Origin of the sequence: Kitasatospora sp. NPDC058478, from assembly GCF_042720345.1 — a bacterium.
In the GTDB taxonomy this organism is placed as follows: Bacteria; Actinomycetota; Actinomycetes; order Streptomycetales; family Streptomycetaceae; genus Kitasatospora.
Genome location: NZ_JBHXML010000067.1, coordinates 19,716 through 32,398, shown reverse-complemented (window position 1 = coordinate 32,398; position 12,683 = coordinate 19,716). Strand labels below are relative to the sequence as shown.

9 protein-coding genes are annotated in these 12,683 nt (G+C 73.3%); 3 read left to right on the top strand and 6 right to left on the bottom strand.

Annotated elements, in window-relative coordinates:
* Positions 1 to 30: 30 nt before the first annotated feature.
* The 3 genes from ACFWPT_RS31230 to ACFWPT_RS31220 are packed head-to-tail and all read right to left on the bottom strand — an operon-like array spanning position 31 to position 3,355.
* Positions 31 to 936: an ABC transporter permease gene (locus tag ACFWPT_RS31230; protein WP_107452884.1), complete on the bottom strand. Its 906-nt coding sequence runs from the start codon at positions 934 to 936 to the stop codon at positions 31 to 33.
* Positions 923 to 2,047 carry an ABC transporter ATP-binding protein gene (locus ACFWPT_RS31225; protein ID WP_380485864.1) on the bottom strand — a complete coding sequence of 375 codons (1,125 nt, stop codon included), beginning with the start codon at positions 2,045 to 2,047 and terminating at the stop codon, positions 923 to 925. The genes ACFWPT_RS31230 and ACFWPT_RS31225 overlap by 14 nt, the downstream gene beginning before the upstream one ends.
* 3 nt (positions 2,048 to 2,050) lie before the next feature.
* A complete protein-coding gene (locus ACFWPT_RS31220) occupies positions 2,051 to 3,355 on the bottom strand; it encodes an outer membrane lipoprotein carrier protein LolA (protein WP_380485862.1) in 1,305 nt (434 codons plus the stop codon).
* 182 nt (positions 3,356 to 3,537) lie between these two features.
* Between ACFWPT_RS31220 and ACFWPT_RS31215 the strand changes: the two genes are divergently transcribed.
* Both ACFWPT_RS31215 and ACFWPT_RS31210 read left to right on the top strand, forming a co-directional pair.
* Positions 3,538 to 6,144 (top strand): bifunctional FO biosynthesis protein CofGH, encoded by a 2,607-nt coding sequence (locus ACFWPT_RS31215; RefSeq protein WP_380485860.1) that lies wholly within the window; start codon positions 3,538 to 3,540, stop codon positions 6,142 to 6,144.
* A gap of 182 nt (positions 6,145 to 6,326) precedes the next feature.
* Complete coding sequence (locus tag ACFWPT_RS31210; RefSeq protein WP_063348098.1) at positions 6,327 to 7,442, top strand: ADP-ribosylglycohydrolase family protein; 1,116 nt, start codon at positions 6,327 to 6,329, stop codon at positions 7,440 to 7,442.
* Between the two features lie 198 nt (positions 7,443 to 7,640).
* Here ACFWPT_RS31210 and ACFWPT_RS31205 read toward each other — a convergent pair whose 3' ends face one another.
* The 3 genes from ACFWPT_RS31205 to ACFWPT_RS31195 form a co-directional block, all read right to left on the bottom strand.
* Entirely contained in the window at positions 7,641 to 7,850 is a 210-nt protein-coding gene (locus tag ACFWPT_RS31205; protein ID WP_380372743.1) for a DUF397 domain-containing protein, read from the bottom strand.
* On the bottom strand, positions 7,850 to 8,710 hold the full coding sequence (locus ACFWPT_RS31200) for a helix-turn-helix transcriptional regulator (RefSeq protein ID WP_063348096.1): 861 nt from the start codon (positions 8,708 to 8,710) through the stop codon (positions 7,850 to 7,852). The genes ACFWPT_RS31205 and ACFWPT_RS31200 overlap by 1 nt, the downstream gene beginning before the upstream one ends.
* Before the next feature lie 629 nt (positions 8,711 to 9,339).
* The gene (locus ACFWPT_RS31195) at positions 9,340 to 10,083 is read right to left on the bottom strand and encodes a GPP34 family phosphoprotein (RefSeq protein ID WP_063348095.1); all 744 of its coding nucleotides are present in this window, start codon (positions 10,081 to 10,083) and stop codon (positions 9,340 to 9,342) included.
* Positions 10,084 to 10,381: 298 nt separating this feature from the next.
* On the opposite strand from ACFWPT_RS31195, the gene ACFWPT_RS31190 reads away from it, so the two are divergent.
* Complete coding sequence (locus ACFWPT_RS31190; RefSeq protein ID WP_380485857.1) at positions 10,382 to 12,613, top strand: hypothetical protein; 2,232 nt, start codon at positions 10,382 to 10,384, stop codon at positions 12,611 to 12,613.
* Positions 12,614 to 12,683 lie beyond the last annotated feature (70 nt).

The window sequence follows — 12,683 nt, the reverse complement described above, 5'->3', positions numbered from 1 at the left end:
CCTTCTGATCCGCCCCCGCCGACGCGGCGGTCAGACGCTGATGTCCCGGCTGGTGAAGCGGGACCAGGCCGCCGCGCCGAACACGGCGACGTAGGCGGCCTGGAGGCCGAGGTCCTTCCACACGCCGTCCCAGTACATCGGCTGGCGCAGGAGGTCCGCGAAGCTGAGCCAGTAATGGGTGAACAGGAACGGCCTCACGGCGTCCAACTGCGGGAAGGCGTCCAGGATCTGCACGGTGACCACCAGCCCGACGGTCGCGGCCATCGCCGCGATACCGCTGCCGGTGAGCGTGGAGACGAACAGCCCGATCGCCACCAGCCCCGCCAGCGAGGCCGCCACCACCCCGGCCACGAGCACCGCCCGCAGCAGCGCGTCGCCGAAGCCGATGGTGTCGCCGGAGATCAGCGTCACCTCGCCGAGCGGGAACAGCGCGGCGCCGGTGGCCAGCGCCGCCGCCGCGACCGCCACGGTCGCGGCCAGGCAGAACACCAGCCCGGCGGTGAACTTGGCGGCCAGCAGCCGGGTGCGCCCGGCCGGGGCGACCAGCAGGTAGCGCAGCGTCCCGGTGGCCGCCTCGCCAGCGACCGAGTCCCCGGCGACCACGCCGACCGTCATCGGCAGGAACACCGGCAGCGCGACCGCGAGGGCGGTGAAGACCAGGAACAGGCCGTTCTGGGTGGTCTGCGCGATGAAGTTCACCCCGCCGCCGCCCTCGTGCGGACTGCCCGTGTTGAGCTTGACGACCACGCCGATCAGGATCGGCAGCACCGCCAGGATCCCCAGCAGCACCTTGGTGCGCATCCGGCGGAAGGTCAGGTGCAGTTCGTTGCGGAACAGCGCCAGGAACCCGGCCGCCGTCTGCGGCCTCCGCCCGGCCCGGACCGGCAACGCCCCGGCCTGTGACAGCTCAGCCCGCGACAGCTCAGCCTGCGACATCGAAGCCCTCCCCGGTCAGCGCCACGAAGGCGTCCTCCAACGTGCCCCGCTCCAGCCCGAACCCGTGCACCCGCACCCCGGCCTCGACCAGCGCCGCGCACAGCTTCGGCAGCGCCTCCTCGACCGGGGAGCCGGGCGAGCCGAGCGCGCCGAGATCGCCGTCCACCCGCCCGTCGCCGGGCAGCAGGGAGCCGACCCGGTGGGCCGCCAGCACCTCCACGGCGTGCGCCACGTCCGGTGTGCGGACCACCAGCCGGCCCTGCGCGCGGGCGGCCAGTTCGGCGACGGTGCCCTGCACCACCAGCCGGCCCCGGGACATCACCGCCGCGTGCGTGCAGACCTGCTCGATCTCGTCCAGCAGGTGCGAGGAGAGGAACACCGTGGTCCCCTCCGCCGCGACCTCCCGCACCAGCGCCCGGATCTCGCGCATGCCCTGCGGGTCCAGCCCGTTGGTGGGCTCGTCCAGCACCAGCAGCTCGCGCGGCTGGAGCAGCGCCGACGCCAGGCCGAGCCGCTGCTTCATGCCCAGCGAGTACGCGCGGGCCTTCTTGGCCGCCGCGGCGCTCAGCCCGACCCGTTCCAACGCCGTCTCGACGCGCAGGCGCCGGGTCCGCGGGTCGGCGGTCGGGTCGGCGGCGTCGAACCGCACCAGGTTGTCCCGCCCGGAGAGGAAGCCGTACAGCGCCGGGCCCTCGATCAGTGCGCCCACCCGGGGCAGCACGGAGGCGACGGACTGCGGCATCGGCTCGCCGAGGACGGTGGCCACGCCGGAGGTGGGGGCGATCAGGCCCATCAGCATCCGGATGGTGGTGGTCTTGCCGGAGCCGTTCGGGCCGAGGAAGCCGAAGACGGAGCCGCGCGGCACGCTCAGGTCCAGGCCGTCCACGGCGAGCTGGCCGCCCCGGAAGCGCTTGGTCAGGCCGCGGGTCCTGATCACGTCGTCGGGCCCGGAGGAGCCGGAGGAACCGGGGGAGGAGAGGGGGCCGGGGGAATCGAGGGAATCGGGGGAGTCGGGGGAGGAGGAGGTGGAAGGCGCGGGGCCCGGGCGCTGCTCGGCGCCCGGACCCTCGGCCGACTCCGTAACGTCCCCCGTTACGGGAGTCTTCGTCATCCGTCAGTTCACCCCGGCGGCGTGCTGGAGCACCGGCAGGGTCACCGCGCCGGCGAACACCCGGCCGTCGTCGGTGACCAGGACGTTCACCACCTTGGTGCTGATCAGCGTGCCGCCGCCGACCGGCTTGTCGAGCGACTTCACCAGCGCCTGCGGGTTCAGCGCCGCGCCCCGGCCGCCGTGCTTGCCGCCCTTGCCGCCGTCCTGCGGCACGTCGACGGCGCCGACGGGCAGCTGCGCCGAGACCACGGTCGTCCAGCCCTCGCCGATCACGTTCACGCCGCCGTGGTCCTGGCCCGAGGCGTCCCGACCGGCCTTGCCCCCGGGCGCGGAACCCTGCGGCGCGGAACCCTTGGGCGCGAAACCCTGCGGCACCTCACCCTTGGCGCCCTCGTCGGCCTTGTGCTCCGTCACCTTGGCACCCTTGGGCACGGTGAAGTCGAAGGTCTTGGCGGCCGGCTTGGCGAAGGACACGTCGGTGAAGTGGACGTCCAGCACGGTGGAACCGTCGACGCCCTTGACCACCACCGAGAGCGGCACCCCGTTGTCGGCGGCGACCGCGATCCGGACCTCGGCGACGGTCGAACCGGACTGCGCGGGCTTGACGCTCAGCTGGTACGCCTTCTGCCCGGCCACGTTGGCGGTGCCGGCCACGGTGACCGACGTGGTGCCCGCGCTCGCGGTCAGGAACTGCCGGGCGGCCTCCTGCGGGGTCGTCGGCACCCCGGTCAGCGGCGCCCCGGCGTGCTTGCCGGCGGTGTCGGGGTGCTGGGCGGCCGCCTGGCCGGTCAGGCGCACGGCGGTGTTGGTGGAACTGTCCCAGGCCCAGGCCTGGTCGCCGTTGTGGACGACGGTGTAGCCGGCCATGTCCTCCAGCAGGTCGACCCGCTGGCGGTCCGGGCCGTCCACCGCGACCCGCAGCGTCTGGTCGCCGCCGAGCAGGCCGAGCAGCTTGGCCTGCGGGTCGGCCGAGGAGGATCCCTGGCCGCCGCCGCGCCCGGCCGCCGCGCCGAGCCCGCCGGCCGCGGCGCCCAGCAGCTGGCTGGGCAGGCCGAGGTCGGTGGAGACGGACACCGTGCCGGAGAGGCTCTGCGCGTCGGAGCCGAGCACCTTGGCCACCAGCTGCTCCGGCGTCAGCGAGGGAAGGTCGGGCGGGGCGTCGGCCGCCAGTGCGGGCACCAGCCCGATCCCGGCGGCGATCACCGCGGCCACCGTCAGCGGCACCCCGGCCCGCACCAGCATGCGCCGCCGTGAGCGGTACGGCACGCCGCCGTCCACGTTGTCCCCCGCCGCCGTGTCATTGGTCATGGCGTCCTCAACTCCTCTACGAACACGAGCGATTGGCTGTGCCTTTCCATTAGAGGCCCGCGCCCCGCCCCCGTCATCGCCCTGCGGGTCCAGTTCGGGGTAAACCTCACGGGTACATCGACCCTGAGACGCCCTCAGGGTTGGCTACTCCGAACGTACGAGACCTGGCGTAGGGTCGCGCCATGGACGGAACCGCCATGGACGCAAGCAACCCCCCGACCGCTAACGCGATGCGGCGCGCCCTGCGCCGCGCCCGGGACGGCGTCGCCCTGGACGTCACCGAGACCGCGGTGCTGCTCCAGGCCAGAGGTGAGGACCTGAACGACCTGTGTGCGAGCGCCGCCCGGGTCCGCGACGCGGGGCTGGCGGCGGCCGGGCGGCCCGGCGTCATCACCTACTCCAAGAGCGTCTTCATCCCGCTCACCCGGCTCTGCCGCGACAAGTGCCACTACTGCACCTTCGTCACCGTCCCCGGCAAGCTGCGCCGGGCCGGCCACGGGATGTTCATGTCCCCCGACGAGGTGCTGGACATCGCCCGGCGCGGCGCCGAACTCGGCTGCAAGGAAGCCCTGATCACCCTCGGCGACAAGCCCGAGGACCGCTGGCCCGAGGCCCGCGAGTGGCTCGACGCGCACGGGTACGACGACACCATCGCCTACGTGCGGGCGATGTCGATCCGCATCCTGGAGGAGACCGGCCTGCTCCCGCACCTCAACCCCGGGGTGCTCGGCTGGACGGACTTCCAGCGGCTCAAGCCCGTCTCCGCCTCCATGGGCATGATGCTGGAGACCACCGCCACCCGGCTGTGGAGCGAGCCTGGCGGCCCGCACCACGGCTCGCCGGACAAGGAACCGGCCGTCCGGCTGCGAGTGCTGGAGGACGCCGGGCGCAGCTCCGTCCCCTTCACCAGCGGCCTGCTGATCGGCATCGGCGAGACGTACCAGGAGCGCGCGGAGTCGCTGTTCGCGCTGCGCAAGGTCTCCCGGGCCTACCACGGCGTCCAGGAGCTGATCCTGCAGAACTTCCGCGCCAAGCCGGACACGGCGATGCGCGGCATGCCCGACGCCGAACTGGACGAGCTGGTCGCCACCGTGGCGGTGGCCCGGCACGTGATGGGCCCGGCGGCCTGCCTGCAAGCGCCGCCGAACCTGGTGGACGGCGAGTACGGGCGGCTGATCGCGGCCGGCGTCGACGACTGGGGCGGCGTCTCCCCGCTCACCCCCGACCACGTCAACCCCGAACGCCCGTGGCCGCAGATCGAGCGGCTCGCCGAGCGCTCCGCGGCCGCCGGCTTCGAACTGCGCGAACGCCTCGCCGTCTACCCCGAGTACGTGCGGCGCGGCGAGCCCTGGCTGGACCCGCGGGTGCTGCCGCACGTGCGCGCCCTCGCCGACCCGGAGACCGGGCTGGCGAACCCGGACGCGGTGGTCCGCGGCCTGCCCTGGCAGGAGCCCGAGGACCTGCCCGTCTCGTACGGGCGGACCGACCTGCACGCCACCATCGACACCGACGGCCGCACCGGCGACCGCCGGGCCGACTTCGAGGACGTCTACGGCGACTGGGAGGTGCTGCGCGAGCAGGTGCTCGCCGAGGGCGCGCCCGAGCGGCTGGTCGGCGACCTGCGCGAGGCGCTGGCGGTGGCCGCCGACGACCCGACGCGGCTCACCGACGACCAGGCGCTGGCGCTGTTCCACGCGGACGGCCCGGCCCTGGACGCGCTCTGCCGGATCGCCGACGACGTCCGCCGGGACACCGTGGGGGAGGACGTCACCTACTGCGTCACCCGGAACATCAACTTCACCAACGTCTGCTACACCGGCTGCCGCTTCTGCGCGTTCGCCCAGCGCCGCACCGACGCCGACGCCTACACCCTGTCGCTGGAGCAGGTCGCCGACCGGGCCGCGCAGGCCTGGGAGGTGGGCGCCACCGAGGTCTGCATGCAGGGCGGCATCCACCCGGACCTGCCCGGCACCGCCTACTTCGACATCGCCCGCGCGGTGAAGGAGCGGGTGCCCGGCATCCACGTGCACGCCTTCTCGCCGATGGAGGTGGTCAACGGTGCGACCCGCACCGGGCTGTCCATCCGCGACTGGCTCCAGCGGGCCAAGGAGAACGGCCTGGACAGCATCCCGGGCACGGCGGCCGAGATCCTGGACGACGAGGTCCGCTGGGTGCTCACCAAGGGCAAGCTGCCGGCCGCAACCTGGGTCGAAGTGGTCACCACCGCGCACGAACTGGGCATCCGCTCCTCGTCCACCATGATGTACGGGCACGTGGACACCCCGAAGCACTGGCTCGGGCACCTGCGGCTGCTCGCCGAGATCCAGCAGCGCTCCCTGGAGGCCAACGGCACCGGCGGCTTCACCGAGTTCGTGACCCTGCCGTTCATCCACACCAACGCGCCGGTCTACCTGGCCGGCATCGCCCGGCCCGGCCCGACCGCCCGGGACAACCGCGCGGTGATCGCGATGGCCCGGCTGCTGCTGCACCCGCACATCCCCAACATCCAGACCAGCTGGGTCAAGCTGGGCGCGGAGGGCGCCGCCGAGATGCTCCGCTCGGGCGCCAACGACCTGGGCGGCACGCTGATGGAGGAGACCATCTCGCGGATGGCCGGCTCGGCGTACGGGAGTTACAAGTCGGTGCGCGACCTCCAGGCGATCGCCGAGGCGGCTGGCCGCCCGCACCGCCAGCGCACCACCACCTACGGCGAGGTGTCGGCCGAGCGCCGGGCCGCGGCGCTGGCCTCGGACGGGCACCTGCCGGAGCTGCTGCCGGTCCTGGACTGATCCCGCCACCGGCCTGCCGGTTCCCCCGGCCCAGCTGCCACCGTACGGGCGGCAGCTGGGCCGGGAAACCGGAGCACGAGGGACGCCCTTGATTCGCTCGGGTCTTCGAATACAGTGCCAGGGCGCGCGCCGCGGCCGTGCGTCGCGCAGCCCCCTGCCCCGAGGAAAGGCGCCCCGTCGTGATGCCACTGTGGTCACGCGCCCAGCAGCAGGACTTCCGCAGCCGGGTGCGGGGCTGTCTGCTCGGCGGTGCCATCGGCGACGCGCTCGGCGCCGGCGTCGAGTTCGAGCAGCTGGAGAAGATCCGGGCCCAGCACGGCCCGCAGGGCGTCACCGGCTACGTCCCCGCGTACGGGCGCACCGGCGCCGTCACCGACGACACCCAGCTCACCCTGTTCACCGTCGACGGCCTGATCCGCGCCCACATCCGGCGCGACACCGGCAGCTGGCACCCACCCACCGACCTGCACCTCGCCTACCTGCGCTGGGCCGCCACCCAGCGCGACTGGGGCCCCGACGAGCGCCGCCCCGACCTCGGCTGGCTCGGCCGCGAGGAGTGGCTGTACGCCCAGCGCGCCCCCGGCCAAGGCTGCCTGTCCGCCCTGACCGGGGCCGACGCCGAGCACCTCGGCACCGTGGAGCGGCCCAAGAACCCGCACTCCAAGGCCTGCGGCACGGTCGTGCGGGCGGCGCCGTTCGGCCTGCTCACCAGCTGGGAGCCGGGCCTGGTCTTCCAGCTCGCGGTGGAGTGCGCGGTGCTCACCCACGGCCACCCCACCGGCTACCTCGCGGCGGGCGCGCTCGCGGTGATCGTCCAGAGCGTGGCCCGCGGCGGCACCCTGGAGGAGGGCGTCCACCTCGCCCTGGCGCTGCTCTCCGAGCGGCAGGCGCACGAGGAGACCACCGCCGCGCTGCGGGCCGCGCTGGACGCGGTCCGGGCCGGTGAGCCGTCCGCCGACCGGGTGGAGGCGCTGGGGGAGGGCTGGGTCGCCGAGGAGGCGCTGGCGATCGGGGTCTACTGCGCGCTGGTCGCGCACGACGTGCGCTCGGGCCTGCTGCTCGCCGTCAACCACTCCGGGGACAGCGACTCCACCGGCGCGGTCTGCGGGAGCCTGCTCGGGGTGCTGCACGGTGACACCGCGCTGCCGTCGGGGCTGGTGGCCGGGCTGGAGGGGCGGGGCGCCATCCTCGAACTCGCCGACGACTTCGTGCTGGAGCTGATGCACGGCACCGAACTGCACGATCCGCGCACCCCGGAGGGGCTGACCTGGTCCGAGCGGTACCCGGTGGTGCGCTGAACGGTCCGGGCGGGAAGCGAAGTTCGGGCGGCAAGGCGGTTCGGGAGGAAAGGCTCGGCGGGAAGCGAAGTTCGGGCGGGAACGACAGTTGCCCGTAGCGTCGGCCGCCGGCGAGGGCGAAGGCCACTGCTACGGGCAACTGGTCCGAGCTCGGATTCGCACCGGGGGCGCGGGGCCGGGTCGGCGGCCGCCGCAAGGTCAGTGGCGGCCGAACACCCCGGTGGCCGCAGCACTCGCGAACGCGGTCCAGGCCTCGGCGGAGAAGCGCAGCTGAGGCCCCTGAGGGTCCTTGGAGTCCCGTACCGCCACCGCCCCCGTGGCCGGCGTGGTGATCTCCACGCAGGCTCCGTTGCCGCCGCTGTGGCTGCTCTTCCGCCAGCGGGTTCCGTGCTCGGAGGTGGTGCTCATCAGTGGTATCCCTCTTCAATCTCAGCTATCAGTGTCCGGCTCTCCGCCACGCCGAGTGCCGCCGCACGCAGGTAGTCGTACAGACCGGTATAGCGGCGCACGTCCGCCTCCTTCTCCAGGTAGAGATCGCTCGTCACCCCTTCGAAGTAGACAACCGTGGAATCGGCTGACTCGGGGAACTCCAGCAGGGAGAATGTCCCGGTCATACCGGGGTGGGCGCCGGCCGAGAACGGGATCACCTGGATGGTGATGTTCGGGTGCTGGCTCAGCTCCATCATGTGCTTGAGCTGCTCGGCCATCACCTCGCGACTGCCGACCTCGCGGCGCAGCACCGCCTCGTCTATGACGGTCCACAGGCTGCCGAGCTGGTTCTCGCCCCGGATGCGGTCCTGGCGCTTCATCCGGACCTGCACCCGGCGCTGCACGGCGAGCGCGTCGGTGTCCGGCTGGGTGCCCTCCACGACGGCCTGCGCGTACTGCTCGGTCTGCAACAGGCCCGGGACGAAGGAGGATTCGTACGCGCGGATCGAGGAGGCCTCGGCCTCCAGCCCGATGTAGACGCTGTACGGGGTCGGCATGTCGTTGAAGTCGTGCCACCAGCCGCGCTGGCGCGACTCCTTGGCCATCTCCATGAGGCTGGCGCGCATCTGCTCGTCGTTCACGAGATAGACGTCGCAGAGGTCGCGCACGTCGCGCTGGCTGATGCTGCGGCGGCCGTTCTCCAGTCGGCTGATCTTCGACTGGGAGACCATCAGCCGGCCCGCCACCTCCTCCGCCGTCATCCCGAGGCCCTCGCGGAGTTTTCGCAGCTCCGAGCCCAGGCGCCGACGGCGCACGGTGGGATTGATGCTCGTCGACACATCGACCTCCGGCCGGACCTCTGGTGATCGTTGGATCGGCAGCCCTCGGAACACTTCGGACATTGGGACCAACCCCCCTGACTTGGAGCAGCATGTCACCTTGGGCCACGTCGGCGTCAGGGAATCACAGCAGCGCAGTAGAACAGATCGTCGGAAAAGCACTTCTGTGAGACGGCGAGGGCCTTCGAGTGGTAATGCGGCTCAGCGGCTCGAACCGGTACGGGCTAAGGATGTGCTCCCCGGCGGCGCAGGTGCCAGTGGCACGTGCGAAGGCAGGACCGCCGGGCTCCCCGGACGGGCCTCGGAGGGCCTTCGGGGACGGCAGAGGGGCGGTCGCCGGGCGACTTCCGTCGCGGGGCGACCGCCCCTCCGTGCTCCTGGTGGTGCGGGTGCTGCTTCGGTGGTGCGTCGGGTCCTTCAGCGCCGTTGCTCAGCGCCGTCGGGCGGCGTGAACGGGGCGGCGCGCGCCGTCGGGGGTGCCGCGGGGCCCGTCGTGCCCCGTCGTGCCGTCGTGCCCCGTCGTGCCCGCTGTCACGGGCCGTACGGGTCGTGCGGGCCGCACGCGCCGCACGCGCCGCGCAGGCCGTACGGCGATCGGTGCGGTGTCCCGCGCGCCCGGGCGGTCCCGGTCAGCGGACGCCGACCCGTGAGGCGGCGACCCGACCGGAGCCCCGGCCGGCCGCGCGGGCCCCGGAACGCCCGGCGCCGGTCCCGGCCCCGGAACCCTGGGAAGAACGGTTCTGCTGCGCCGGCAGGCCGTTCTGCACGTCCATCACGGCGTGCGCGACCATCCCGCCCAGCGGGTCGTACCGGATCAGGTCGCGCAGCCGCGACCGCGAGGACCGGCCCTCGTTGCCCGGATACAGGTGCTTGCCCAGGCCCACGGAATGGGCCAGGGCCGCCAGCGCCGCCGTCCGCGGGTCCGGCGGCACGCCGGTGCGGATGGCGGTGTCCAGCCGCTGTTTGATCGCGGCGTTGGTGCAGTCGTCCGACGCCTGATAGCGGGTCGTCGGCAGCACCCCGCACACCTGGCCCGGCACGGCCGTGACCATGCCGCAGCGCTCCAGGTGCGCCAGGTAGGTCTGCCGCAGCCCCAGCCGGGGCCCGCCGATCCAGTGCGCCGCGCGGACCGGACTGCCGCGTCGGCGCAGCAGTTCCAGTGCGTGGTCCAAGGTCGGGTCGCCGGTCGGCCGTGCGAGCACGACAGCGATCCGGTCTCCCTCCGGTACGATCCGTCCGGCCAGGGACAGCTCGACGAGCTGGGCCCCGGCGAGTCCGAGGTCGAGGGTCTGCGGCTGCGCCGTGGTACCCGTGGTCGGGTCCAAAGCGAGCAGCAAGAGTTCCTCGGGAACAGTTCTGCGGCTCTTGCCCATCCAAGCCTCCCCGCGTGGATGAGAGACAGGGTGACGCCTCTCACACGGGCTTGTCGAGTACGCCTCCGAATCGTGACCTTGCGGTGGAGGCGGGGAACCAGGGGCCGCGGGCCCGGCGTCTGACCGGTGAACAGACCGCAGTACGCCCGTGCGACGGCAATAAGCGCCGGTCGGGCGGGGTGTGCGCAGCCGGATCGGCCGGCGGTGGCGGAGACTGTACAGGTACACGGGGCGGGGCGTCGGCTTCCCGAAATCGGGTCTGCCGGTGCCCCGCCGGGCGTTGAGGAGGCTGGGATACGTGGGCGAGTCCCCCGACAGGGTGCTGAGGGACGGCGAGCGGGCGCAGGAGCGCGAACGCGAGCGGACCGGGACGGCCGCCGGCGCGGGCCCGGACCCGGACAGTGCTCCGGACGGCAACCCGAACGGCACCCGGGAGGCCGGGACCGGCCCCGGCGACACGCCGGTGGCGGGGGCCAAGCGCGGCTCGACCGTACAGCTCCGTGTCCGGGATGTGGACAGCAAGACCACGATGCTGCGACTGCCGGTGGATAGCGCGACCACCGCGCTGCGGCTGCCCGAGGAGCTGACCAAGCCCGCCGATGGCGGAAGTTCCGAGGGTGAGGCCGAGGAGGCGGAGGCCGCGACGGCCGCCGACGGCGAGGAGAAGGCGGCCGGGCGGCCGACCGGAACCGACCCGCGTCTCACGATGCGGACGGTTGCGGCGGGTGCGGGAGCCGTGGCGGGGAGTGCGGAGAAGGACGCGGAGAAGGACGCGGAGAAGAGGGCGGGGGAGGCTGGCGAGAAGGCCGCCTCCGAGGGCGACACGCCCGGGGCCGCCGCGCCCGCCGAGGCCGCCGTGCCCGCCGCGCCCGAGAGCGACGAACCGGACGAGGCGGCAGCCGAGCCGGCCAAGCCCGAGGCGCCGGAGGACCCCAGGCTTCCGCGCGCCGCCGCGGTCCCCTCCGCCTCCGCGTCCGGCACCGTGCCGGAGCCCCCGGCACCGACCCCGGTGCCCGAGCCCTCCCCGCTCCCGGAGCCGGTGCCCGAGCCGCACCCGGCGCCCAAGCCCCTCCCCGAACCCGAGCCGCAGCCCGGTCCGGAGCCGCTGCCTAAGCCGACCCCTGCCCCCGTGCCCGGCCCCGCCCCGGCCCCCGAGCCGCTGCCCACCCCCGACCCGCGGCCGGTGCCGCCCGTCCCGCCGCTGCCGAAGCCCGAGCCGCTGCCCCTCCCGGAGCCGCCGACCGCGCCGGAGAACACCGCCGAGGCGATGGAGGTCCTGGCGACCCTCAACGCGCGGCCGGTCTCGCCGCTGCGCCGCGCGCTCAAGCGGATCACCATCTGGACGGCCTTCCTCGCCGTGGTGCTCGGCGCGGCGGTGGTGGCCCAGCTGCTGCGCCCGCTGCCGGACGCCAAGGTGCGGATGTCCGCCGCGGGCAGCTTCAGCTTCGCCGGCGACCCGCTCGACCTCGCCTGGCCGGCCAAGGGCCAGTCCGCCGCCGAGGTGGTCGGCGTCGGCAGCCTCGGCAGCTCCGGGCAGGAGACGCCGTCCGCGATCGCCAGCGTCACCAAGGTGATGAACGCCTACCTGATCCTGCAGAAGTTCCCGCTGAAGAAGGGGGAGAGCGGCCCGAAGATCACCGTGGACAAGCAGGCCGCGCAGGAGTCCGGCAACGTCGACGAGTCCCGGGTCACCCTCACCGAGGGCCAGGTGCTCACCGAGTACCAGGCGCTGGAACTGCTGATGCTGCCCTCGGCCAACAACGTGGCCCGGTTGCTCGCCCGCTTCCACTCCGGCTCCGAGGAAGCGTTCGTCAAGCTGATGAACGAGACGTCGGCCAAGTTCGGCATGACCAACACCACCTACGCCGACCCGGCGGGCTTCCTCGCGGACACCAAGTCCACCGCCAAGGACCAGCTGAAGCTGGCCGAGCAGGTCATGCAGGACGAGATCTTCCGGCAGATCGTCTCCACTCCGGAGACCAGCCTCAACAACGCGAAGATCTCCAACACCAACAACCTGATCAACCCGAAGACCGGGGTCATCGGCGTCAAGACCGGCTCCAGCACCCCGGCCGGCGGCTGCCTGATGTGGGCCGCCTACAAGGAGATCGGCGGTGTGAAGCGGCTGATCATCGGCGTCACCCTGGGCCAGCAGGCCACCTCGCCCAACCCCGGCGACGGCATCCTGCCGACCGTGCTCAAGGTCAGCGGCAAGCAGATCCAGGCCGCGCAGGGCGGCCTGACCGGCCAGACCGTGGTGAAGAAGGGAGACGTCGTCGGCACCGTGGACGACGGCCTCGGCGGCAAGGTCCAGGTCGTCGCGACCAAGGACCTCGTGGTGGCCGGCTTCCCGGGCATCACCGGCACGGTCACCCTGGACGCGGCCAAGCTCGGCCACACCGCGAAGGCCGGCCAGGAGGTCGGCCTGCTGCGGGTGGGCGCGGGCGACGACAAGACGGAGGTCCCGGTGGCCCTCCAGTCCGACCTGAACCCGCCGTCCATCCAGTCCCGGCTGATGCGCACGCTCTGAGCCCGCGACGACGGAGGGGGAGCCGGTTCGCCCGGCTCCCCCTCCGTCGTGTTCCCGCGCGCTCCGGGTG

Excerpts from the sequence above, each read along its gene's own strand:
- ACFWPT_RS31230 (WP_107452884.1), bottom strand. The coding sequence starts at position 936 with ATGTCGCAGGCTGAGCTGTCGCGGGCTGAGCTGTCACAGGCCGGGGCG.
- ACFWPT_RS31225 (WP_380485864.1), bottom strand. The coding sequence starts at position 2,047 with ATGACGAAGACTCCCGTAACGGGGGACGTTACGGAGTCGGCCGAGGGT.
- ACFWPT_RS31220 (WP_380485862.1), bottom strand. The coding sequence starts at position 3,355 with ATGACCAATGACACGGCGGCGGGGGACAACGTGGACGGCGGCGTGCCG.
- ACFWPT_RS31215 (WP_380485860.1), top strand. The coding sequence starts at position 3,538 with ATGGACGGAACCGCCATGGACGCAAGCAACCCCCCGACCGCTAACGCG.
- ACFWPT_RS31210 (WP_063348098.1), top strand. The coding sequence starts at position 6,327 with ATGCCACTGTGGTCACGCGCCCAGCAGCAGGACTTCCGCAGCCGGGTG.
- ACFWPT_RS31205 (WP_380372743.1), bottom strand. The coding sequence starts at position 7,850 with ATGAGCACCACCTCCGAGCACGGAACCCGCTGGCGGAAGAGCAGCCAC.
- ACFWPT_RS31195 (WP_063348095.1), bottom strand. The coding sequence starts at position 10,083 with ATGGGCAAGAGCCGCAGAACTGTTCCCGAGGAACTCTTGCTGCTCGCT.